Raw genomic sequence first — 23,305 nt, forward strand, 5'->3', positions numbered from 1 at the left:
CGCCGCTGGCGCCCGAGGGCCCGCTCGGCGCCGCGGGCGGTACGGACGAGGGTGGGGTCGGCACGAGCTTCGCCAAGGTGGAGGCGGCCGTCAGCGACGTCCTGGCAGACGCGGCCGGCGTCAGCGGCGTGGTCGTGCTCTACGACCTCGGCAGCGCCCAGATGACTGCCGACATGGTGCGGGACACGCTCGACCCATCGCAGGCGGACCTGGTGCGGGTCGTCGACGCGCCCCTGGTCGAAGGTGCTCTCGCGGCCGCGACGACGGCCGCTGGCGGTGGCACGCTCGACCAGGTGGTCGCGGCCGCAACGGCCGCCGGTACGCAGGGGGCCGGTACGCAGGGGGCCGGTAGGCAGGCAGCCGGTATCCAGGCCCCCGGGGAGGAAGAGCCATCCGGTCCGTACGAGGAGACGGCTCAGGTCACGGCGACCGCCGTCCTGCGCAATCCCGCGGGCCTTCACGCCCGGCCGGCGGCCGACCTGGCACGGCTCGCCAGCAGGTATGCGGAGTCGGCGACGGTCACGGTCGGACGGATCGGCCAGCCCGGCGTCGATGCCCGCAGCGTCCTCGGCGTCGTCGCCCAGGGTCTGCGGATCGGTGACGAGATCGGGCTCGTCGCCACCGGGCCGAGGGCGCAGGCCGCGATCGACGCCATCCTCGAGATGATCGCCGACGGTTTCGGCGAACTCGAGGCGGCCTCACCTCTGGCCGCTCAGCAGGCCGCGTCAACGCCGGCCGCTCAGCAGGCCGACGCGACGTCTGCACCACCGGTCCCGCCAGGAGCGGGACGCGGCGAGCCCGCGGTCCGCAGCTCCGTTGCCGGCGTCCTTCGCGGGGTCCCGGCATCGCCTGGAACCGCCGTCGGACCGGTGCGGCACCTTCATCGCGGCGAACCGGTACTTCCGGAGCCCGACGACACCAGGCTGCCCGACCCCCGCCGCGTGCGTGCCCGTCTCTACGCAGCACTCGACCGGGCCGACGCCGACCTCGCCACCCGTGCCCGCACGGTCGGCGGCGGACCGGCTGCCGACATCGCCGCCGCTCACCGGGCGATGCTGGCCGACCCCACACTGCGCGCCACGGCACTGGATCGGGTCGACGCCGGAACGCCGGCGGAGCACGCCTGGTGGCAGAGCGTCCAGGAGGCGGGGGAGTTGCTGGCCGGCGGCGCGTCGTACGTCGCCGAGCGCGCGGCCGACGTCGACGACATCGGCCGCGCCGTCCTCGCCGCACTGGGCGTCGACCTGCCCCACGTCGCCCCGGAGGACGTCGCGGGCGCGGTGCTGGTCGCCGGCGACCTGCTGCCGTCCGACGTCACGACGCTGGCCGATGCCCGTGTCGCGGGAATCGCCCTCGCCGGGGGCGGCATAACCGCCCACGCCAGCATCATCGCCCGTGGCCTCGAGCTTCCACTGGTGGTCGGGCTCGGCCCACCGATCCTCGAACTCGCCGACGGCACCACCCTGATCCTGGACGCCCAGGCCGGGAGCGTGCACGTCAACCCCTCACCGGCAGCGCGGGAGGCATCGCTCGTACAGGCCCGCCAACGCAGCGACGCACGCGACGACGCGCGCGCGATGTCGGTGCGTACGTCCATCTGGTACGCCGGCCGGCGGGTACGCGTCAGCGCCAACATCGCCAGCGCCGCCGAGGCACGCGCCGCCGTGGCGGAGGGTGCCGACGGCGTGGGCCTGCTCCGGACCGAACTCATGTATGTCGACAGGCCCAGGTTGCCCGACGAGGACGCGCAGGTGGCCGAGATCACCGAGATCCTGCGGGCACTGGGTGACCTACCGGTCGTCGTACGCACCCTCGACGTCGGCGGCGACAAGCTCCTGCCCGCCCTCGCTCTCGACCCGATCCGCCACGGACCGCTCGGCGAGCGCGGGCTCCGCCATGGCCTTCGCCACCCGGAGATCCTGCGTACGCAGGTGCGGGCCATTCTCCGCGCGGCCTACGAAGGGACCGGCGAGCTCTCGGTGATGGCGCCGATGGTGACGGTGCCGGAGGAGGCGCGGGCGTTCCGGCAGCTGGTCGACGACGCGGGCGACGCGCTGGCTGCCGAAGGCCGTGCGTACTCCCGTCCTGCCCGGGTGGGTGTCATGGTCGAGGTGCCGGCGGCCGCGCTCGCGGCGGCTGAGATGTGCGCGGAGGTCGACTTCGTGAGTGTGGGGAGCAACGATCTTGCGCAGTACCTCCTGGCGGCGGACCGGACCAACGCCGCGGTCGGTCACCTCTACCGGCAGGACCACCCGGCCGTGTGGCGGGTGATCGAGCTGCTGGTGGCCGACGCCCGGCAGGCGGGATGCGAGGTCGCGGTGTGCGGGGAGTTGGCGGGCCAACCGGCGGCTGCCGGTCGCCTGGTCGCGCTCGGCGTGGACGAGCTGTCCATGACCCCCGCCTCGATCCCCGCCGTCAAGGAAGCCTTGCACCGGGCGTACGGCGGATGACGTAGACCGTTCGGCCGTCAGCCGTACGAGCGGATCGGCCTGACGCTGCTGCTGGCGGTGGCCAGCGCCTGCGGATGGCCGGTGGAGAGGTTGTGCCGTGCGGCGAGCAGGGCGGTGACGAGTTCGCCGTGCCACTGCGCGCCGTCTCGACCGACCGCACCGCGGGCTATCCGGTCGGCGAAGAATGCGAGCTCCGTCACCGCCGTCTGGTAGTCGCGGACCGCGTTGGCCGCATCCCCACCCCATCGCGCCTTGACCGCCCTACGCCAGCCACGCCGTCCGGACAGGCTGGCCAGCAGGCGTACCTCGTCGGGCCAGACCCACCCGGCCGCGACGAAGCCTGGAAGCTGTGTCGCCACGATCCGGCTTTCGCGCTTGCGTTGCCAGATCACGATGATGGCCAGGCCGATGAAGATCGGCACCATGACGACCACGTAGAACGCGAGGAAACCCGCCCCGCTGAAGAGGAATGCCGAGCCGTTCCACAGCGCGTGCAGGAAGACCGCCGCGAGGTAGCCGAGGACGGGCAGGAGGAACCTCGCCGGGTTCGTACTCCGCGCCATCGCCCCGACCGCGAGGCCCGTCATGGCGGTGAACATCGGATGGGCGAACGGCGAGAGTACGCAGCGGAGACCGAACAGCACCAGGCCGCCCTGCAGGCCGTCCTCGGAGAACGCGGTACCGAGATAGAGGATGTTCTCGGTGAAGGCGAATCCGACGCCGACGAGTCCCGCGTAGACGATGCCGTCCACGATCCCGTCGAACTCTCTCCGCTTCGCCAGCACCAGGATCAGCAGGAAGAGCCCCTTGAAGCCCTCCTCCACGACGGGCGCGGTGACGATGCCGCCGAGGGCGTCACCCGCTTCGACTCCGGTGACGGCCACCCAGGCGAGGTCGAGGACGAAGCTGCTGATCAGCGCGGCCACCGTGGACACGCCGGCGCCCCACAGGAACGCGGTGAGCAGCAGCCGGCCGGGCTCGGGTTCCCACCGGTCGAGCCACAGGAACACGCCCACGACCGGGAGTACCGGGAGCAACGCGAAGAACGTGCCCAGCGCGGTGGGGACGGGGCCTGCCCCGAAGACGGTGAGGCCGAGCAGCGGAAGGATCAGCGCGGCCATGAGGACGAGCAGGATGACCGGCGGATACACCCTGCGGCGCTGGCTTACGGCCCACGGTCGATGGTGCGGCGCCGCCATGCCGGGTCCCCACGGCTCGGCGCCCTGGCCAGGAGCCGGGCCGTAACCAGGAGCCGGGCCGTGACCGGGTGGCGTGCCGTGACCGGGTGGCGGGACAGTCATGCGGACAGAGCCTAGGGGGTCCGTTGTGGATCGTGACCGGCCACCGCATCGGCGAAGATCAACGGTGTCGACACGGACTGCGCCGGCGGACGTGGCCGGATCGGGCGGCGCTGGTCACCTGCCATGTGGGGCCCGCGGGTGCGTCTCCCGGATCAGATACCTCACGTAGGCAAGCATGTACGTACGGTGAGTCGTGCTGGCCAAGCTCAGCCGGGCTCTCGTGAGAAGGGGCCCTCTCGCGGTACCGTCAGCCAGGTGATCGTCGTAACAGCTGCTCTGAAGGGCGGGGTGGGCAAGACCACCACCTCCGTCTACCTCGCGGCGCTCGCGACCTCCAACCGCCGCGCCGCCATCCTCGTCGACGCGGATCCGCAGGCCAGCGCGGCGGAATGGATCGAGCACGCGGGCGACGAACGCTTCGAGCGGATCACCGTTGTCGAGGCGCCGACCGATCGGCTGCTCACCCGGGCGCTCAACAAAGCTGAACCCGACGATGTCGTCATCGTCGACACCCCTCCCGCGCACGAACGCCTCACCGCGAAGGCCGTCGGCCGCGCTGACGTCGTGGTCGTTCCCACCAGGGTGGGCGGTATCGAGATGCCGAGGGTCGAGGCCCTGATGGAGATCGTGCCGAACGGCACGCCCGCCGGCCTCGTGATCTGCTCCGCCCGGACCTTCACCCGAAGCTACCGCGACGCGCTCGACGTGTGGTCGGAGGCGAAGGTGCCGGTCTGGGGCACCGCGCCAGAACGCGTCGCCATCACCGCGGGGCCCACCGGCCCGCTCAGCTTCGACGGGCTCGAGGCCTACCGCAAAGTCTGGCGCCGCGCCCAGGCCGCCGCTCGCGCCGCCGCCTGACCCGCTGGCCGGTCCAGCACCGGACCTGTCCGACCGAGCCCGGACGGATCACCTGAACACCGCAGGCAGCGCCGGTAGCGTGACGCGGCGACGATCATTTCAGGTGATCGATCTGCGACCATGCCGTCGAGTCCGGTACGGGTGAGAGTGATGGGCAGACACGACAGCCGGCCGCGGGTCCTTCCCGCACTCGCGCGAGTGATGTGCCTCATGGTGGTCGCGGTGGTCGGACTTGCCGGGACCGTCGCCTGGGCGCCCCGCACGATGCTCGGCGGTCCGCCGGGCTCGAGCGCGCACAAGTCCTCCGAGAAGACCCCGTTCGGTTCGACCGCCCCACCGATCACGCCGGAAGAGGCGGAAGAGGCTGCCGAGGCCGCGCTCAACGACAAGGTGGACGGTGCACCAGGGGCCGGTTCGCGGGTCCTGGGAATTCCTTCGCCGGTGCTCGCCGCCTATCGCCGGGCGGCCACGACCCTGGCCCGTACGGACCCTGGCTGCCATCTGCAGTGGTGGATCCTCGCCGGCATCGGCAAGGTCGAGTCCAACCACGCCCGCGGCGGGCGGGTGGACGCGAAGGGACGTACGAACGGCGAGATCCTCGGCCCCAGGCTGGACGGATCGCTCGCGAACACCGCCGTCATCCGCGACTCCGACGACGGCCGGCTGGACCGGGATTCGGCGTACGACCGGGCGGTCGGCCCGATGCAGTTCCTGCCGACTACGTGGCGCACGTGGGCTACGGACGGCAACGACGACGGCGTGCGGGACCCGCACAACATCTACGACGCGACCCTGGCCGCGGGTCGCTACCTGTGTGCCGGCTCGGCCGACCTGTCGACTCCCTCCGGGCTCTCCCGGGCGATCCTGCGCTACAACCCGTCCGGGGCGTACCTGCGTTCGGTCCTGGGTTGGGCCGCGTCCTACCGGGACGGCGGGCGTGCGGTGCCGGCGCAGAACGGCCCGGTGGGCTCGGGACCGGAACCGCCGCGACGCGGGTCGTTGCCGAACGTTCCGGGCATGCCAGGTCCCATCCGCGACCTCCCACCCAACGATTCGCCGTCGGGCAGTCCGCCACCTGGGTCGAGTACGCCGCCGCCGCAGAGTCCGTCGGCTCCGGATACCCCCACCACTGGGCCGAGCGGTCCGAAGCCGACTCCGCCGCCGGACCCTCCCGATGACCCGGACCCGCCTAAGGACCCGGACCCTCCGAAGGACCCGGACCCGCCGGAAGACCCGAAGCCGACGGAGGATCCGGACCCGAAACCGACAAACTCGACGCCCTCTCCGGAGCCGACGGACCCGTCGCCCACGCCGACCGATCCTTCGCCGACGTGCCCGGCGCCGACCGAGCCGACGCCCTCGCCGACGCCGACGCTGTCCCCGTCGCCCACGCCGACGGGCACACCCACACCGTCGCCGACCTGCCCCGAACCCGAGCCGACCAACGCGACGCCGACCGCTTCACCCGCGCCCGACCCCGCATAGCCATCGGCACATCCGGAGGAAGGGACGGCGGCGCTGGTCCTCGCCAGCGAGGTCGTCGACCGATAGCTGTCTGGTGCGGAGCGGGGGCGTGCTCGTCGGGATGCTCGTGGGCGTGACCTTCCAGGCGAGCGTGTTCACGCCGACCCGCTGCAAATGACCACGCTGAGTGGGTCTTCAGCACCTGGAACAGGTGCCGACACCTGTCCAGATACCGCAGACCCACTCAGCGTGGTCATTTGCGGGACCTGGCCCGGGCGCGAGGTCCTTCGGGGCGACCGGCTCATAGAGCGCAGACCAGGTTTCCGCCAAGTTTCCCTTCTTGGGAAAGGATTCGGAAGCCGTGTTGTTCGAGTTCGGCCCGGAGTGCCTCAGGCCGGAGATGCCTGCGATGCGGCATCCCGTTGTGGAGAACGATTCCGGTCGACGGGTCGTACGAGCAGTCGTCCTCGTACACCCGATCGGGGTCGTACATCGCCGTCGAGATCAGGTAATGACCGTTGCGGTCCAATGCGGATCGTACGGCTGCGAAGAGCCTCGAACGATCGCCGGTTGTGACGATGCTCTGCAGACAGAAGCCGTCGACGACCAGGGCGTAGGAGGCCTGGAAGGTCGTCTGACAGACATCGCGTACCTCGAAGTCGATTGTCAGTCCGCTTTCCGCGGCGAACTGGCGCGCCATGGTGATCGCGGTCGGAATCAGATCGACGGCATGAACCCGGAACCCCGCAGCAGCAAGTACGGATGCGGCCCGCCCTGTGCCGCATCCATACTCCAGTACGCGGGCGCCGGAAGGGACCTCGAGCCTGGAGAGGGCAGTTTCCAGGAACGCCCGGTGCGGAAACCCATCGTCGTTGAACAGGTCGTTCCACTCCGACTTGCCTTCACGTGCAAGCCGTTCGTACGCCGCCTGGTGTTCGGCGTAGTAGTACTCGCCAGCCATCGTGTTATCACCTGACCGCTCGTTGTCGGGAACGGCGGAGCAGAGTGGTGACCTCCTGCCGGTTGTGGGGGAGATGCCTGGTGGCGAGGACGTCGTACGCCTTGGCCAGGGCGGCATGCGCGCTGGCGATACCGGGTCCAGGACGGGTGGACGGCAGCTTGATCGTCATGATCGCGTAGCCACCTGGACGCAGCTGCTCGGCGACCGCGCACATCAGCTGCGCGGAGTCGACCGGATCGAGGTTGGTGTCGTTGACGAGCACGCCGACGCGGGTGCCGCCGAGGTCGAGCGTCTCCGCCCGCGCCCGCAGATGGACGACCCGCGGATGGGCGGCGACCTGCGGATGGAGGTTGCCCGGATCGACCGCGTAGACGGTGAGACCGCGCTCGGCCAGCAGGTACGACCATCCGCCCGGCGCCGCGCCGAGGTCCATCGCCCGACCACCAGCCGGCAACGGTACGCCGAAGACGTCGAGTGCCTCGGCCAGCTTGTGCTCCGCGCGTGAGATCAACGTCGCCTGGCTCGCCCGCCGGCGGTGCTGGTCGGCGTAGGGCGGGTGGGTGAGGCCGAGCAGCGCGCGGCCACCTTCGAGGTAGACCGAGACGATCTGCTCCGGTGCGGCGAGGTCGATCGGCAAGCTCTGCGCGTCAAAAAGCGCTGTGCCCACGCGGATCTCGACGTCGCGGGTGGTGTAGGCCGTGATCGGATGGCGGCCGCCGATGCTGTCCCGCCCCTTGCGGCACTCGACCGCGAAGCTCCGGCCTGACGTGAGCGGCAGCCTCCGCGCGGCGACGACGATGAGGTCGACGTCCCCCACTCCACCGGCCAGCACCACCTCGAGGTCGACCGGGACGATGCTGTGCGCGAACGTCACCGGCTCCGCCCGCGCGGCCCGCACCAGGTCGTGTCCGGGCTTTCCGGCCCGCAGCTCCGTCGTGTCGTCGTGGAGCTGGGACACCTTGGTCACGCCGGGATCGACCTGCCGCAGCTCGGCGATGTTCGTACGCACGAACCGCGGGTAGCCGCTCACCACGTACGTCGGCCGGTCGCCCGGATCCGCCCACGCGTGCATCATGTGCATCGCATACTGCTGCGCGGCCGGGTCGGACAGCTGAGCCCTGAGGCCGATGTCCACCTGGTCGATCCGGAAGTGTGCCGCCGCCCAGTTCCACGTGGCATCCTCGTCCAGGTCCAACAGGCGGTAGTCGCTCATGGCCCGGACCAGTGCGCGGCGACGGTCCCAGCGCTCGTCCCCGCCCACCTGGACCCGCATCGTCGGCGTATGGCCCATGCTCTGGTAGAACTCCGCCCCGTCCAACGGGTCGTGCGACATCAGGCGCACCTGCCCCCGCTCGTGAGCCGCCGCCGCACCCGCGTGCACCAGATCGGCGACCACGGGGTACGCATCGACGTGCGGGCTCACCACGACGTCGTAGTAGGTCATCCGGTTGGGGTGTGGCGTACCGAGGAAGATCCCCACCACACCCTCGCGGTCCTCCGCGCACCACACCGACTCGGCGTTCTTCTGGACGAGCGACCAGTAGTGGTGGAAGTCGCGACCGTTGCGGTTCATCGCGCCCGGTGCCGCGGCTTCGAGCAACTCCAGGCCAGCGCTGAGCGGACCGGCCTCGCGTACGCCGGAGATCCGGTACATGTGGCCTCATGGTTCACCCAGCGCTCGCCCGCGGGCAACCAGGTTTTGCCCGACGACCGGCGTCCGGTTCCGCGAGCATGGCACCCGGAACCCTGCGCGTGAGGTCGCCCCCGGCCGCTGGGGCCCCGGAGAATTCACCGTACGGACGATAGCCGTGGTCCACCGACACGGGCAGTGGGCGAGAACGTCCCTGCGGACGAAAGGATCAGCGAATGCCGGCACACGACGACGATCAGCCCACGTCCCTGGGTGCGCTCAGCCACGGTCAGCTGGGCTACCTGCAGATCCCGGCGACCGACGTCGCCCGCGCGGGAGCCTTCTACGCCAGGGTTTTCGGCTGGCAGGTCGAGCATCCCCATCCCAGCTTCGAGGCGCCCGGCCTGATCGGCCAGTGGGTGACCGGCCGGGCGCCGGGAGTCGATTCGGGCCTCGTCGCATGGATCAATGTCGATCACATCGACACCACCCTCGACGTCGTACGCACGAGTGGCGGCGACGTACTCGGGCCGCCCGAGCCGGACGGGCAACGGTGGATCGCCACCATCCGCGACCCGGAGGGCAACGTCCTGGGAGTCGTCCAGCACGGGCCTCGCTGATCCCGGCCCGCGGTAGGGTCCCCGGCACGTCGACGGATGGAGCGAAGATGGTGCCACCGACGTCCGGCACGGCCGGCGAGAAGGAGATCCTGCACGCCTGGCTGGAACAGCACCGCGACGCCGTGCTGTGGAAGCTCGAAGGGCTCGACGCCGTTCAGCTGCGCCGGCCGATGACCCGTCCGACGGGGACCAACCTGCTCGGACTCGTCAAGCACCTCGCCGGCATGGAGGCGGCGTGGCTGTGCGGGCCGTTCGGGCGGGAGACCGACCCGATGCCGTGGTACGAAGGTGAGCGCGGCATGCATGGCGACGACATGTGGGCCGCGCAGGACGAGTCGGCCGACTTCATCGCCACGCTCTATCGCCGCACCTGCGCCGTCGCCGACCAGACGATCAGCGAGCTCGACCTCGACGCCACGGGTACGCGATGGACGGGCGAGGAGATCTCGTTGCGCTACGCGCTCATCACCATGGTCGGGGAGACCGCCCGTCACGCGGGGCACGCCGACATCGTCCGCGAGCTCCTCGACGGCACGATCGGCGCCTTCCGGGACATGCCGTACGCGGACGGTTCGGACGAGGAGTTCTGGCGGTCGTACCTCGCTCGGATGCGAGCAGGAACCGGTACGGAGGACGCCGCGGGCGACGGGTCGGCGTGCTGAAGGTTCCCTTCGATCGTCGTGCGAGTCCTGGGTACGGTGCTGGGGTGCACATCCGCGACTATCGCGACGGCGACTGGCCGTCGATCTGGCCCATCTTCGGCGAGATCGTCGCCGCGGGGGAGACCTACGCCTACGACCCGGACTGGACGTCGACTGAGGCGGAGGCCATCTGGGTCGAGCGCCCACCCGGGGCGACGGTCGTGGCGGTCGAGGACGACGGGCGGATCGTGGGTACGGCGAAGATGGGTCCCAACCGTCCGGGGCGGGGCGCGCACGTCGCCACGGCGAGTTTCATGGTCGCCAGCAGTGCGCGCGGTCGAGGGGTCGGTCGGGCGCTCGGGGGACACGTACTCTCCTGGGCCCGCGACCACGGCTATGCCGCGATGCAGTTCAACGCTGTCGTGGAATCCAATCTCGCCGCCGTACGCCTGTGGAAGGCGATCGGGTTCGAGATCATCGGGACGGTGCCCGAGGCGTTCGAACACCCCACGCTCGGGCGCGTCGGCCTCCATGTCATGTACCAGCGCCTCTGACCCGGTGTTCTGGACGCGTGTCGACCAGTGTGGCAATGGTCCACGACCTTAGGTCCTTCGGTTCGCGACTGGATCATTCGTGGTCGAGCACGCAGAACAGGTTTCCCTCAGTGTCGCGGAGCACCACGAAGTCCGCCCCATCCGGATAGGGCCAGTCGGGCACCCGTTGCGCGCCCAGGGAGAGGAGCCGCTCGACGTCGGCCTGCTGTTCGGCACGATCCGCGGTGTGAAGGTCCAGGTGCGTACGATCCCGCTGATACAGCGCCAGGCTCGGGCCGTCACCGCCAGGCGGAACCAGGATGTCCGCGGCCCGGGGGTGTGGTGTGTAGCCGAGTGCGGCCGCCCAGAACTGCGCGGCGCGCTTCCAGTCGGTTGCGTTCAGGCAGATCACTCCGATGCTCACCATGGGTCAGCTCCTTGGCTCTGGCTCGCGGGGAAGCGGAAGCGACGTCCGATCCAGCGTGGCAGTCGTACGGGACATCCTCTGTCCTGTTCAGCGGGAATGCGTGTATCGGGCGCCGTCGTTTTTGGTGCTGGCCGATCCGGACGGAACAAGGTCTGACTGTGCACCTGGCAGGGCCGCCTCTGAAAAGTCCTGCCAGGGCAGGACGCGAACGTCCGGACAGTTCGCACATCGACCAAGGATGGCGAGAAACAGGACACAGCGCTGGCCGGTTTGCTCCCCTATCGTGAGCGGCCATGACCGCGAACCACACCGCGTTTGGACACCACGTTGGGAGAGCGGAGCGATGAGCACTGAGGCGCTGACCGGGCAGCAGGTCGCCGATGCCGGACTCGATGGCTGGGCGTTCCTTCTCTACTACGGTCAAGGCGGGCTCGAGACCCGGATTCACACCAAGGACTTCGTCACCAGCCTGAAGGTCGTCAATGCGATCGGGGAGGCTGCTGAGGAGATGAACCACCATGCCGAACTCGACCTCCGTACGTCTCGGGTCGACGTCCGGCTGAGCAGCCGCGACGGCGGCGGCGTGACCGAGCGCGACCTCAGGCTCGCCCGCCGGGTCTGCGACATCGCGGCGGCGGCGGGCGCCGAACTCGAGTGCCGAAGCGTTTCTCGGATCGAGTTTGGCCTGGACACCCCGGACTACGGGAAGATCGCGCCGTTCTGGGCCGCGGTGCTGGACAGGCACCACGTCATCGGCAACGACGAATGGGGTGACGTGGGCGACCAGCACCACGCACTGCCACTGATCTACTTCCAGCGCGCCAGTAGCGAACAACCCCGGCCACGCTGGCATCCCGACGTCTGGGTCGCTCCCGCACAGGTACAGCCGCGGATCGACGCGGCCATCGCCGCCGGCGGAACACTGGTCAGTGACGAACACGCACCGTCGTTCTGGGTGCTCTCCGACCCGGACGGCAACACGATCCGCCTGTGCACCTGGCAACCAGGCGACACCGTCCTCTGCGACTCGCAATACCGACCGGGATGACCTCTCAAGACCTCACCGGGTTCGCCGTGCTGACGCTCAGCTGCAGCAGGACGTGACGGCGTAACTCAGTGGTGGCGCCCGCTACGCCGGTGTCAGACTTCGCTGGATGCATGATCCCGAACTCGTCGCCCTGCTTGGCGTGCGATGGCCCGTGATCGATCACCGGTTCGCGCAAGCCCGTCTTCAGGGCCTGGGTTGGACGATGTGTGGTCGAGGTGACTGGGCGGTGAGGGCTCCGGGTCCGCAGTCGCAGCCTTTGACCGCAGGCGAGGAGCAGATCGAGATGCGTCGTCGGGTCGACCAGCTCCTCGCGCGATTAGGCACGAACTGCCGCGAACCACATCGAGGCGCGCCATCCTGAGCGCGGCACGCTGCGCCTCGGCAGGTCAGGCACGGGCTACGCTGGCGCCACCATGGCTGCCCGGCCGCCGATCCCGTTGGCGCGACACCTGTTGCGGGTGCGTGACCTGATCGACCGTGCCTACGCCGAGCAGCTCGACATTCCCGCACTGGCCCGCAGCGCGAACGTTTCGGAAACGTACTTCAGCCGCTCGTTCAAGGCGGCGTTTGGCGAGACGCCCCATCAGTACGTCATGAGTCGCCGGATGGAACGTGCCAAGGCTCTGCTGCGCGAGGACGAGCTGTCGGTCACCGAGATCTGCCTTTCGGTGGGGTTCACCAGCCTCGGTTCGTTCAGTACACAGTTCCGCCGTTTCGTGGGCGATAGTCCGACTGCCTACCGCGAGCGCGAGGGCCACGCCGACCTCGCACGACTACCGGGATGTTACGTGAAGCGCTACACCCGCCCGCGCGCCTGACCGGGAACTGGGTGGTTTTCGAGAAGCGCCCGCCGCTTCGCCGCTCCTACGCTCCTCAGCAGTTCGAGATTCCCACGAATGAAAGAGGAACTGTTATGGAGACGGTGAAATCCAGGGACGGCACGATCATCGCGTTCGACCAGCTGGGCGAGGGAACGCCGCTCATCCTGGTCGCGGGTGCGTCCTGCGACCGGGCGGTCGACGCCCCGCTCGCGCAGGCACTTGGCGAGCATTTCACGGTGCTCAACTACGACCGCCGGGGTCGCGGCGACAGCACCGACACGCTTCCGTACGCGGTCGAGCGTGAGATCGAGGACCTCGACGTCCTCCTCGCCGCCGCGGGCGGCAGCGCCACGGTGGTGGGGCTCTCGTCCGGCGCCGCCCTGGCCGCGCTGGCGGCCGCGAGCGGGCTGCCGATCGGCCACCTGGTGATGTGGGAGCCACCGTTCGGCCTCGACGCTGACGGGCCGCGCCAGGCGAAGGAGTACGCCGACCGGCTGAACGCCTACCTCGCCGAAGGAAGGCGCGGCGAGGCGCTCGCGCACTTCATGCGCCGGGTGGGGCTACCGGAGGAGACGATCACCGGTATACGCCAGTCGCCGTACTGGTCCGTTGGTGAGGGTCTGGCCCCGACGCTCGCGTACGACGCGGCGGTGCTGGACGATGGCACGATCCCGACCGAGCGGTACGCGAGCATCCGCGTGCCGACGATCGTCCTCGCCGGCGGCGCGAGCCCGCAGTGGATGCGGGAAGCCGCAGAAGCCGCCGCGGCGGCCATACCAGGTGGACGGTTCGGCGTCCTGGAGGGTCAGGGCCACAACGTCGCGGGCGAGGTGCTGGCTCCCGCTGTCTGCGAATTCGTGGCCGACTGATGTGTCAAGGTGTGGCTACGTCGTCGCTGGTGAGGAGAAGCTCGATGATCACGGGGTTCGCCCTGGTTTGCCTGAACGTTCTCGACCTCGATGAGGCGAAGGACTTCTACGTCAACACGCTCGGCTTCGACGTCGGCGTCGACATGGTGCGCGACGACTTCCGCTGGCTCACCGTGCACCCGTCAGGTCGGCCCGAGCTGCCCATGATGCTGGTGGTGCCCGGCGCACCCGTGGTCGACGAGGGGACCGCGAAACAGCTGCGCGACCTGATCGCGCGCGGCTACCTGGGCTTGGGAGCCCTTTCCACGCAGGACTGCTGGGGGACCTACCGCGAGCTCAAGGCGAAGGGTGTGGAGTTCACCGAGGAACCGGAGGAACGGTTCTACGGCATCGACGCGGCGTTTCGGGACCCGTTCGGCAACCACTGGCGGCTCACTCAGCCGAAGAACCTCGACGAGATCCGCGCGACGATCGAGCCACCGGCGGCGCCATGACCTCGTCGGCACTGTATTCGATGATCTTGCTCGCGGCCTGGCGTACTTTGGTCGACAGCTCGGCCGGCGCGATGACCACGGCGTCGCCGCCTTGAGCCAGCACGGCCGCGCACGCTTCATCGGCGTTCTCGAGATCCGCCTCGATGAGGGACCAGCCCTCGATGTCGGGCAGCACAGGTGCCGTTGGCCTGAATCGCCGTACAGCATGGTTTCGTACGCGCAAGACGATCGGGTAGGACGGCAACGTCGCCCGAAACCGCTGCTGGGCCTCGAGCCAGTACCTGGTCAGGTCGAAGTCGCGCGGCCTCGTGAACGCTTCGTCGGTCAGGGATGCTGAGGTCATTCTGCTCAGCCGATAGGTGCGCACGGTCTGGTCGAGGCCGGCCGCGACCAGGTACCACGTCCGGCTCTTGGCGACCAAACCGAGTGGCGCGACGGTGAATGGTTCCGCCGGGTCTCGGTAGGTGATCGTGATCCGCCGTTCCTCCCAGATCGCCTGCCGACAGAGGTCCAGCCAGCGAGGTGCCTCGCGGTGGTCGTCCCAGCCGGCATGGTCGATCAGGAGTCGTTGGCGAGCGAACTCGGCGTCGCGCCGTGTCCCCTCGGGCAGGGCGGCGATGAGCTTGGTCATGGCTTGGTCGCTCGACACGTCGATGCCGAGATCGGCGAGCACGTGCGCGGTCGCGCCGACGAACACCGACATCACCTCAGATGGCGTGAGCCCGGTGAGCCGGGTCCGGTAGTCGGGTAGCAGGGCCCAGCCGCCGCCTCGGCCGCGCACCGAGTAGACCGGCACACCGGCGAGGCTGAGGGCATCAAGATCGCGCTGGACCGTTCGCGGCGAGACCTCCAGCTGCCGCGCGAGGTGGTCCACGGTCGACTGACCGCGGGTCTGCAGGTGCAGCAGAAGCCGGAGGAGTCGTTCGGCGCGCATGGGTTCGACTATGGCGGACAAACAAGCCACAGTGTGGCGTCTTTACTTCATACGGTCGTCCCATGAGCTTTGTCGAGGTGCCGCGGGTCACTCGGGCGCAGGCGGTGGCCTACAGACTTGGCGTGAATCATCTGGTTGATCGGCTCGCGGCGGGCTCGTACGAGGAAGCGGCGTACGTCGGGTTGCAGGACTCGTCGCCTCGGGACGCGCTTCTGGGTCTGCACGCTCGGGTCGCGGGATGCGAGCCATCGGGCTGGGAACATCCGTCCCTGATTCAGACGTACAGTCCGCGCGCAGCGGTGTACGTCCTTCCCCGGAGGGACTTCGGCGTCTTCACGATCGGTCGGCTCCCGCTCGCCCGCGATGCCGTACGACGGATTGACGCGCTCGCGGACGCCGTGTGCCGGACACTGGACGGACGAGAGCTTCGTGGCGGTGGGCTCCCCGGTCTACGTGCCGCGTGCGCGAGCGGCAGGATCGCCTTGCGGTGGACGACCAGCGCTCTGTGGGTGCGCGAAGTCCCGCGGCCGGACGTCGACCTCGACGAGGCACGCAAAGAGCTGTGCCGACGTCATCTGCATCGGTTCGCGCCGACCAGCCCAAGGACCTTCGCCTGGTGGGCGGGGCTACCCGGCGCGGATGCTCGGCGGGTCTGGGACTCCTTGTCCGGCGAACTGCTCGAAGTGGACTTCGACGGCACTCCCGCGTGGATCCTGCGGGCCGACGAAGCTCGCCTCCTGGATGCGCCCCCGCCTCGCGGCGCACGGTTGCTCGTAGCGCCGGATCTCCGGCTCTTCGGGCAGGACCCCGAGGGCCTCTTCATCGCCCCGGGCAAGCGGAGGTTGACGCCAGCTGCGGACTCGTTCCATCCCCACGGGATCCTCGTCGACGGCAGGATCGTGGGTGCCTGGGGCAGAAAGGGTGGCCGGGTCGACGTCGTCTTGACCGAACGGCTCACGCCGGGCCAGTACGACGCGCTCGCCGCGGAGGTTTCGGCGTTCCCCATCCACGGCGCACACCTGTCTGCGTCTCCGCACGATTCATCTCGGCCTTGACGTGGTTCCGCCCCCATTTCTCGGCCCGAAGCGGAACGGCACGATGCAGGCAGGTCGGCCTACGACGTCGCATCGGAGCTGCACACCCGGCCCATGCTGTCACTCGATTGCGGCGAGGGCGGCGGCTTGCAGGTCCGTGTGTACAGCAGGCGCCTGCGCGGTCTCGAACATCCGCTGGGTCAGCACGATCACGGCGAGGTCCCGCGCCGGGTGGACGAGGAAGGATGTGCCGAGCCCACCGTCCCAGCCGATCGCGCCGGCCCATGGGCCGTCCAGCACCACCGAGGTTCCGAGCCCCCAGCCGCGCCCGCCGAGAATGGCCCTACCGAACTCGCGCTGCTCGGCGGTCAGGTGGTCGCGGCTCATCTCGCGCACCTGGTCCGCGGTCAGAACCTGATCGCCGCCGCGCAGCAGCATCCGCGCGAACGCCAGCAGGTCGTCCACCGTCGACACGAGCCCGGCGGCCCCGTCGTGGAACGCTGGCGGCCGGCTCCACTGCCCGTCCGGCGGGTCCCAGACCGCCAACCCGTCCGCAGTCGCCTGGTACGCCGTCGCCAGCCGCTCGACGTCCTCGGTGTAGAAGCCGGTGTCGCGCATACCGAGCGGTTCGAAGACCCGGGTGCGCAGGACCTCGTCGTACGACGTCCCCACGGCTCGGGCGCACAGAATGCTCAGCACATGCGCGCCAGTGTTGTACAGCCACCGCTCGCCCGGCTGCGCCAGCAACGGCAGCTCGCCGAACCTGGCGATCCAGGTGTCAGGGTCGATGAAGTCGTCCGGCTGCGGCGGGCCGATCGTGGCGAGCCGGGCCTGCGATGCCGCCGCGACGACCGGCCACGGCTCAGGTGCCATGAACATCTCCAGGGCCATCCCGAACCCGAACGTGAACGTCAGCAACCCCCGAACCGTCACCGGAGCCTCGGCGGGAAGGGTGTCGTCGACCGGGCCGTCCATCCGGCGCATGACCCGGCGGTTCGCAAGCTCCGGCAGCAGCCGGTCGACCGGCTCGTCCAGCTCGAGCAGGCCCTCGCCGACCAGAGCCAGCGTTGCGGTCGCCGTGATCGGCTTCGTCGTCGACGCGATCCGGAACAGCGACGTCCGCTCCACCGGCCTCCCGCCGACCGCGAGGGTGCCGAGTGCCTCCACGTGCACGTCGTCGCCGTGCGCCACCAGCGCGACCAGTCCCGGCACCCTGTCCTCGCCCACGTGCGAGACAGCGACCTCGCCGAACCGCTCCAGCCCGTCCTTGTTGAGTCCCATGCCTACTCCAACCACCAGACCATGCCGACAACGTATGGACCTGTCGAAGGCCGCTCATTCATCGGCGCGCGCACGATGTCGCCGAAGAAAATCTCAGCCGGGCCTACGCTCGAGCGACCCGACTCGACCGGAAGACGTGCCGCCAGGTGACGAGGGACCGGAGGCCGTCGGGCCCGGGCGCTGCCACCCACCACGACCGCCGGCAGCGGGCGGACCGGTCAGCGGCGCGAAATGAGATGAGGAATGCGGCCATGAAGTCGCAAAGCCGGTAGCTGAGCGCTACCGGCTTCGTTTTTGCCTGGTCAGACTGGCGGAGGATAGGGGATTCGAACCCCTGAGAGGTTGCCCTCAACACGCTTTCCAAGCGTGCGCCCTAGGCCAACTAGGCGAATCCTCCGCGCGAGAGATTACCCGTTCGGCTGCCGGCAGGCCGAACCGGCCCCGGCGCGTGAGCGACGGCGACGCTCCAGAGTCGCGGGTGCCCGATGAGGCGTCCAGGCCTCGCGTAGACTGCTGCGCGGCTCCCCGCGCGGCGGCAACTTGCCCAATCCCCCCAGGGCCGGAAGGCAGCAAGGGTAAGCAAGCTCTACCGGGTGCGCGGGGAGTCCTTCGTTGCCGCCGCCCGTTCCAGTCGCGGTACGCCCCTGTGTCTTGGACGCATGCCGGCAAGGTCCCCGCGTCGCGCATGGCGGAGTCTTGGCGGCGGGGCTGAGTGCGCGCGTGGCCGTGACCGTGCCCGTGGCGTCGCTGATGTGCCGCCCTGGTGCGTCGCGTGTACCCGGGCGGGCCGAGTAGTCGGTGGACCGGACTAGGGTTCGTTGGATGGAAGCGCCGCTCGCTCTCTACCGTCGCTACCGGCCCGAGACCTATGCCGAGGTGATCGGGCAGTCCCATGTCACCGAGCCTCTCCAACAAGCGCTGCGCAACAACCGCGTCCACCATGCGTACCTCTTCTCCGGCCCACGCGGTTGCGGCAAGACGACCAGCGCCCGGATTCTCGCGCGCTGCCTCAATTGTGAGAAGGGTCCGACGCCCGAACCCTGCGGCACCTGCCAGAGTTGTCTCGACCTCGCCCGCGGAGGTCCGGGCAGCATCGACGTGATCGAGATCGACGCCGCGAGCCATGGCGGTGTCGACGACGCCCGCGACCTGAGGGAGCGCGCGTTCTTCGCCCCGGTCGCCGCGCGCCACAAGATCTACATCGTCGACGAGGCGCACATGGTGACCACCCAGGGCTTCAACGCCCTGCTCAAGCTGGTCGAAGAGCCTCCCGATCACCTGAAGTTCATCTTCGCCACCACCGAACCCGACAAGGTGATCGGGACGATCAGGTCGCGTACGCATCACTACCCCTTCCGGCTGGTACCCCCGAAGCTGCTCCAGGACTACCTCGCCGGGTTGTGCACGCGGGAGGGGGTCACCGTCGACCCGGGCGCACTGCCGCTGGTGGTGCGGGCGGGTGGTGGTTCCGTCCGCGACACCCTGTCGGTGCTGGACCAGCTCATGGGCGGTGCGGGCGAGGATGGCGTGACCTACGCCCGCGCGGTGGCGCTGCTCGGCTACACCCACGAGGCGTTGCTGGACGAGGTCGTCGACGCGTTCGCGGCGGGTGACGGCGCCGGCGTCTTCGCCGTGATCGACAAGGTGATCGAGTCCGGGCAGGACCCGCGCCGGTTCGCCGAAGACCTCCTCCGCCGCCTCCGCGACCTCGTGGTGGTGTCGGCGATACCCGACGCCGCGGCTCGTGGACTCCTGGAGGGGCCGCCCGACCAGGCCGAACGCTTGACCGGGCAGGCCGCCCGCTTCGGTGCCGCCGACCTCAGCCGGGCGGCGGACGTACTCAACGCCGGGCTGACCGAGATGCGCGGTGCGACGGCACCTCGCCTGCATCTCGAGCTGATATGCGCCCGCATGCTGCTTCCCGCCGCAGACCATTCTGAGCAGGGCATCTATGCACGGCTGGACCGGATCGAACGCCGGATGTCGATCATGGGGACCAGCGGGCAGGCCAGTGCGCCGGACGCCCCATCTGGTGCCCCGGCATCGTCGTCACGGGAACGGTCCGCTCAGGACCAAAGATCCCGAGGCGTGGATCGCCACAGCCGGCAGGTGCAAGATCGGGGCGGCGACCATCCGGCCGAGGCGTCGCCGGGGGATACCGACCGGCACGGCAGCGACCCGCGAGCGGCGGGGCAGAGAGCCGAGGAGCAGGGCAGCGAGCCCGCTCGGGCATCGGGAAACCAGTCAGTGCCGGTCGACACCGGAGTCTCCGCAGCGGACGCGGGACGGTCAGCGGCCCCGGCCGCCGAGGCCCGACCAGTGAGCCCCTCACCCGTCAAGGCCGTGGATCCTGCGTCGGCCGGTGGGTCCAGCGGGTCGAGTGGGATGAGTCTCGCCGACGTACGCAGGCTGTGGCCGGATGTCCTCGAGACCGTCAAGAATGCGCGCCGCTTCGCCTGGGTGATGCTCAGCCAGAACGCGCAGGTCACCGGTCTCCACAATGATGTCCTCACGATCGGTCTCATCAATTCCGGTGCGCGTGACTCCTTCGCCCGCAGCGGAAGTGATGAGGTCCTCCGGAATGCGCTCCGCGAGGTGCTCGGAGTCGACTGGCGGGTGGAGCCGGTCATCGACCCGTCAGCCGGTGGCTCCGGTAGCTCAGGCACGGGAGGTGGACCGACCGCGGCCGGCCCGACCGGCGGTGGCCCGACCGGTGGCGGCCGCCCCACTGGTGGTGGTGGCACCGACGGGGGCGGTCAGGGTGGCGATGCGCCGGGTGATGACAGCGGCTGGAGCGGTAGTGGGTCGGACTGGGGAGGCTCGCTGGGAGGCGGCTCCGCCCGCGGACGCGCTGCCTCGGGCGGTACCCCGAGCGGTAGCGCGGCGGTGGACGGTGGAGCACGTGGCGCGGATGAAGCCAGCTCCGCAGGGGGTTCGGGAGGTGGGCCTACCGGACGCGGCGGTAGACCCGGCGGATCCGACGGCGGGGTGGGCGGTTCAGGCGCGCCGCGATCCGTTCCAGCGGCTGATCCCGAGCAGCGCCGCGCACACACGCACGAAGCCTCTGGCGGGACGCACTCCGAACTGCTGGGTGGGGCTTCCGCGCCACGGGGCGGGGCACGTACGCAAACGTCGGCCCGAGCTGGAGGCGCGGACTCGGGGCGCGGCGAGAATACCGGCGGTTCGGCATCCTCCGGACGTCCTGGCCGTGGCCGACGCGGCGTCGCGAGCCAAGGTCAGCCCGCCGACGAACCCCCCCATGACCCGGACGGCGACGTCGACCCTGACACCGACGGGACAGTCTCGGACTCACCGGCCTCGCAGACCGAACTCCTGGTCCGGGAGTTCGGCGCCGAGGTGATCGAGGAGCTTCCCGCTACCTGACGGGCGGGCCGTCCCCTGGCCGCCCACATCGGGCCACTCGCGGGCGGCCATCCCCGCCGGACCAAGGCCATCCCCGCCGGACCAAGGCCATCCGCCCGTGCGCCAGGGCGTACAACGGGTCGACCAGATGGTCCTCGCCGCCACCGGGCGGATTGCCAGCCGGTGGACGCCTCCACGGAGGATCTGTCCGATCATCTGACCAGTTATGCCGTGCACCGCATAGTGGCTCTTACCGGTGTGAAACCATGAGAAGTTGTGCGGAGACCTTCAAATCCCTTTTCAGGTATGCCCCGCGAGGTCCCGATCCTCGCAGCCATCTCGTTCGCGGTAGCCATCGGGTTTGGGGTCGTAGCTCCGGCCATCCCCGTTTTCGCGCGCCAGTTCGGGGTCGGCCACACGGCCGCCGCGGCGGTCATCTCGGCCTTTGCGTTCATGCGGTTCGTCTCCGCCCTGAGCGGTGGACGGTTGGTCGACCGGTGGGGAGAGCGCAAGGTCCTTACGGTGGGGATGTTCTTCGTCGCCGGGTCGACCGCCCTCGCCGGTCTCTCCCAGAACTACATCCAACTCCTCCTTCTCCGCGCGGTCGGGGGAATCGGCAGCGCGATGTTCACCGTCGCCGCCGTGTCGTTGCTGTTGAGGGTCACTCCCGCAGAGCTTCGTGGACGCGCCAGCGGTCTCTGGCAGGCGGGCTTTCTCATCGGTGGGTTGATGGGTCCGGTTGTCGGCGGGTTCCTCACCGATGTGTCGACCCGGCTTCCGTTCTTCGTCTACGGGGCCGCCCTGACCGTCGCGGGCCTGATCGGCATGATGTTCCTTGCCAAGGCGACGCTGCATGACCAGGAGCGAGGCAACCACCCGGACGCGATTTCGGAACGGACCACACTTCGCGAGGCGTTCCGCAACAAGGCCTACCAGGCCGCACTCGTCTGCAACCTCGGCACTGGGTGGGCGCTGTTCGGTGTCCGGTCGAGCCTCGTACCCCTCTTCGTCATCGAAGGCATCAAGCTCGGCGCGATCTGGATCGGCATCGGGTTCCTCGTCGGCTCGGCAGTGCAGACAGCCCTCCTGCTCCCGGCCGGACGCTTCGTCGACACGGTGGGGCGTCGGCCGGCCATGATCATGGGTGGCCTCCTCTCGATGGCTGCGATGTTGATCGTGACGTTCTCGACCGCTCTACCGACCTACCTGCTGGCCATGGCGTTGTTCGGCGTCGGGTCGGCCTATCTGGGCGTCGCTCCGGGTGCCGTCGTGGGCGATGTGGTGCGAGGTCGCAGCGGGCAGTTGGTGGCGGCCTTCCAGATGGCGGCGGACCTGGGTGCGATCGTCGGTCCGCTCGTGGCGGGACTGCTCGCGGACAGCTTGTCGTTCGGTGCGGCCTTCGGCGCCACCGCGGGGATTCTCGTCTTCGGTCCGCTGCTCGCGCTGCGCATGCCGGAGACCCGCTGGAAACAGGGCGAAGGAACGGTCGTCGCAACGTCGACGGAGGTGCCGCTGGGGACTCCGACTGCTGATGCTGGGCCGGAGGCCCCTGCCGCGGGCACCGACCTCAGTCGATCGCAGGACGGATCCCGAGGGCCGTCCTCGTGAGGTCCCGGTCGGTGAATCGCGCGCTGTCGATCGTGACCGACACGGCGACGCCAGGCGCCTGAAGCCAGAACACCTGATCTCCGCTCCGGTAGCCCGGGTGGCCGTGGTGCTCGAACGGCTCGAGCGGCCACTCATCGCCGCGCTCGTGGTAGTCGGCGAGGTAGTCGCGGAGAGCCTTCAGATCGCTGAGTGACGGGCTGCGCAGGGTCTTGACCGTGAGGTCGACGGAATAGCTCCCTGAGTCGTCAGGTCCGCGCTCCCAGACCCGGCTGCGGTGCGTGACGCCTTCCCATTCGTAGGTGAAATCGGAGACATGCGGACCCAACCCGTCGGGAAGGAAGCCGATCTCGAACCCGTCAAGGATGCGCGGGACGCTGTCGTCGACCACGTCACGGCCTTCCTGCTCCGCCTCGGAACCTGCTCTGCTCCCACCGGAACCGGCATCTGCCGTGGCGCGAGCCGACGGGCCCGGCCGGTCGGGTGGCATCGCCGCCGTCGCCGGCGAGGCGACGGACACCTGCGCCAGGACGGTCGCTGAGACCCCGATGACGATCGAGGCACAGGTGAGTCTCGTTGTCGTGAACATCTTGTCCTCCACGAAGAGTCGTCGTGCCGGCGGCACTGGACTAGGGGTGCCGGCGGCGGTGCGTCCCATCGTTGGGTGAGCGAGGCTGGAGGGAGGAGGTGCGAGCTGAGCCTGTGGACAACTACGCCGATCGCGCCGCTGTGGACAAAAGCTGGCACCTCGTACGGACCAGTTGAACGGGAGCGCCCTCACCAGCGGGCGTCCGGCCCGCAACCGCCCCAACCGCGGATCCGTGCGCGATCGGGGGTCTCACCCCCTGTGGGGGTGGGGCATCGTAGGCTCGACCTACGCAGTCATCCCGCCCGCACCATCTCGTCCAGACCGGTCCACCGGGACGAGACTCCAGCTGTGGCCGAGACGAGGGAGATCATCGTGTTCCCTG

20 protein-coding genes, 1 tRNA gene and 1 other RNA gene are annotated in these 23,305 nt (G+C 69.6%); 14 read left to right on the forward strand and 8 right to left on the reverse strand.

Annotation, left to right across the window (positions count from 1 at the left end):
* Positions 1-2,450, forward strand: a 2,450-nt coding sequence (gene ptsP, locus ABN028_RS15350) for a phosphoenolpyruvate--protein phosphotransferase (protein WP_349697043.1), incomplete at its 5' end; no start/stop codon positions are given.
* A 17-nt stretch (positions 2,451-2,467) separates the two neighbouring features.
* Here ptsP and ABN028_RS15355 read toward each other — a convergent pair.
* Positions 2,468-3,751 carry a PrsW family intramembrane metalloprotease gene (locus ABN028_RS15355; RefSeq protein WP_349697044.1) on the reverse strand — a complete coding sequence of 428 codons (1,284 nt, stop codon included), beginning with the start codon at positions 3,749-3,751 and terminating at the stop codon, positions 2,468-2,470.
* 255 nt (positions 3,752-4,006) lie between these two features.
* On the opposite strand from ABN028_RS15355, the gene ABN028_RS15360 reads away from it, so the two are divergent.
* On the forward strand, positions 4,007-4,609 hold the full coding sequence (locus tag ABN028_RS15360) for an AAA family ATPase (protein ID WP_349325772.1): 603 nt from the start codon (positions 4,007-4,009) through the stop codon (positions 4,607-4,609).
* 150 nt (positions 4,610-4,759) lie between these two features.
* Positions 4,760-6,094, forward strand: a complete 1,335-nt coding sequence (locus ABN028_RS15365; protein WP_349697045.1) for a lytic transglycosylase domain-containing protein — start codon at positions 4,760-4,762, stop codon at positions 6,092-6,094.
* Positions 6,095-6,374: 280 nt separating this feature from the next.
* Here the strand turns inward: ABN028_RS15365 and ABN028_RS15370 are convergent, their stop codons facing one another.
* Positions 6,375-7,034, reverse strand: coding sequence for a class I SAM-dependent methyltransferase (locus ABN028_RS15370; protein WP_349697046.1), 660 nt, complete (start codon positions 7,032-7,034; stop codon positions 6,375-6,377).
* A 7-nt stretch (positions 7,035-7,041) separates the two neighbouring features.
* Positions 7,042-8,688 carry an SAM-dependent methyltransferase gene (locus ABN028_RS15375; RefSeq protein ID WP_349697047.1) on the reverse strand — a complete coding sequence of 549 codons (1,647 nt, stop codon included), beginning with the start codon at positions 8,686-8,688 and terminating at the stop codon, positions 7,042-7,044.
* Positions 8,689-8,900: 212 nt separating this feature from the next.
* Here ABN028_RS15375 and ABN028_RS15380 point away from each other — a divergent pair, with 212 nt between their 5' ends.
* The 3 genes from ABN028_RS15380 to ABN028_RS15390 are packed head-to-tail and all read left to right on the forward strand — an operon-like array spanning position 8,901 to position 10,479.
* On the forward strand, positions 8,901-9,284 hold the full coding sequence (locus tag ABN028_RS15380; protein WP_349325768.1) for a VOC family protein: 384 nt from the start codon (positions 8,901-8,903) through the stop codon (positions 9,282-9,284).
* A gap of 47 nt (positions 9,285-9,331) precedes the next feature.
* Positions 9,332-9,946 (forward strand): DinB family protein, encoded by a 615-nt coding sequence (locus tag ABN028_RS15385; protein WP_349325767.1) that lies wholly within the window; start codon positions 9,332-9,334, stop codon positions 9,944-9,946.
* Positions 9,947-9,990: 44 nt separating this feature from the next.
* Positions 9,991-10,479, forward strand: a complete 489-nt coding sequence (locus ABN028_RS15390; RefSeq protein ID WP_349325766.1) for a GNAT family N-acetyltransferase — start codon at positions 9,991-9,993, stop codon at positions 10,477-10,479.
* A 73-nt stretch (positions 10,480-10,552) separates the two neighbouring features.
* On the opposite strand, the gene ABN028_RS15395 is transcribed toward ABN028_RS15390, so the two are convergent.
* Positions 10,553-10,885, reverse strand: coding sequence for a VOC family protein (locus ABN028_RS15395; RefSeq protein ID WP_349325765.1), 333 nt, complete (start codon positions 10,883-10,885; stop codon positions 10,553-10,555).
* A gap of 343 nt (positions 10,886-11,228) precedes the next feature.
* Between ABN028_RS15395 and ABN028_RS15400 the strand changes: the two genes are divergently transcribed.
* From ABN028_RS15400 to ABN028_RS15415, 4 genes are all read left to right on the forward strand, one after another.
* Positions 11,229-11,933 (forward strand): 4a-hydroxytetrahydrobiopterin dehydratase, encoded by a 705-nt coding sequence (locus ABN028_RS15400; protein ID WP_349325764.1) that lies wholly within the window; start codon positions 11,229-11,231, stop codon positions 11,931-11,933.
* 413 nt (positions 11,934-12,346) lie between these two features.
* Positions 12,347-12,751 carry a helix-turn-helix domain-containing protein gene (locus ABN028_RS15405; protein WP_349325763.1) on the forward strand — a complete coding sequence of 135 codons (405 nt, stop codon included), beginning with the start codon at positions 12,347-12,349 and terminating at the stop codon, positions 12,749-12,751.
* Positions 12,752-12,846: 95 nt separating this feature from the next.
* Positions 12,847-13,623 carry an alpha/beta fold hydrolase gene (locus ABN028_RS15410; RefSeq protein ID WP_349697048.1) on the forward strand — a complete coding sequence of 259 codons (777 nt, stop codon included), beginning with the start codon at positions 12,847-12,849 and terminating at the stop codon, positions 13,621-13,623.
* 44 nt (positions 13,624-13,667) lie between these two features.
* Positions 13,668-14,117 (forward strand): VOC family protein, encoded by a 450-nt coding sequence (locus tag ABN028_RS15415; RefSeq protein ID WP_349697049.1) that lies wholly within the window; start codon positions 13,668-13,670, stop codon positions 14,115-14,117.
* On the opposite strand, the gene ABN028_RS15420 is transcribed toward ABN028_RS15415, so the two are convergent.
* On the reverse strand, positions 14,056-15,051 hold the full coding sequence (locus tag ABN028_RS15420; protein ID WP_349325760.1) for a helix-turn-helix transcriptional regulator: 996 nt from the start codon (positions 15,049-15,051) through the stop codon (positions 14,056-14,058). The genes ABN028_RS15415 and ABN028_RS15420 overlap by 62 nt on opposite strands.
* A 62-nt stretch (positions 15,052-15,113) precedes the next feature.
* On the opposite strand from ABN028_RS15420, the gene ABN028_RS15425 reads away from it, so the two are divergent.
* Positions 15,114-16,106, forward strand: coding sequence for a DNA glycosylase AlkZ-like family protein (locus ABN028_RS15425; protein WP_349325759.1), 993 nt, complete (start codon positions 15,114-15,116; stop codon positions 16,104-16,106).
* A 99-nt stretch (positions 16,107-16,205) separates the two neighbouring features.
* On the opposite strand, the gene ABN028_RS15430 is transcribed toward ABN028_RS15425, so the two are convergent.
* Both ABN028_RS15430 and ABN028_RS15435 read right to left on the reverse strand, forming a co-directional pair.
* Positions 16,206-17,366, reverse strand: coding sequence for a serine hydrolase domain-containing protein (locus ABN028_RS15430; RefSeq protein WP_349325758.1), 1,161 nt, complete (start codon positions 17,364-17,366; stop codon positions 16,206-16,208).
* Positions 17,367-17,674: 308 nt separating this feature from the next.
* A tRNA-Ser gene (locus tag ABN028_RS15435) sits at positions 17,675-17,763 on the reverse strand.
* A 119-nt stretch (positions 17,764-17,882) separates the two neighbouring features.
* Here ABN028_RS15435 and ffs point away from each other — a divergent pair.
* The 3 genes from ffs to ABN028_RS15450 all read left to right on the forward strand — a co-directional run bounded on the left by ffs (position 17,883) and on the right by ABN028_RS15450 (position 22,337).
* An RNA gene (gene ffs, locus ABN028_RS15440) (signal recognition particle sRNA small type) lies at positions 17,883-17,979 on the forward strand.
* Between the two features lie 209 nt (positions 17,980-18,188).
* Entirely contained in the window at positions 18,189-20,750 is a 2,562-nt protein-coding gene (locus ABN028_RS15445; RefSeq protein ID WP_349697050.1) for a DNA polymerase III subunit gamma and tau, read from the forward strand.
* Positions 20,751-21,035: 285 nt separating this feature from the next.
* Positions 21,036-22,337 carry an MFS transporter gene (locus ABN028_RS15450; RefSeq protein WP_349325756.1) on the forward strand — a complete coding sequence of 434 codons (1,302 nt, stop codon included), beginning with the start codon at positions 21,036-21,038 and terminating at the stop codon, positions 22,335-22,337.
* On the opposite strand, the gene ABN028_RS15455 is transcribed toward ABN028_RS15450, so the two are convergent.
* A complete protein-coding gene (locus tag ABN028_RS15455) occupies positions 22,297-22,923 on the reverse strand; it encodes a hypothetical protein (protein ID WP_349325755.1) in 627 nt (208 codons plus the stop codon). The genes ABN028_RS15450 and ABN028_RS15455 overlap by 41 nt on opposite strands.
* Positions 22,924-23,305: the final 382 nt, after the last annotated feature.

The sequence above is a fragment of the Actinopolymorpha sp. B17G11 genome (genome assembly GCF_040196095.1).
In the GTDB taxonomy this organism is placed as follows: domain Bacteria; phylum Actinomycetota; class Actinomycetes; order Propionibacteriales; family Actinopolymorphaceae; genus Thermasporomyces.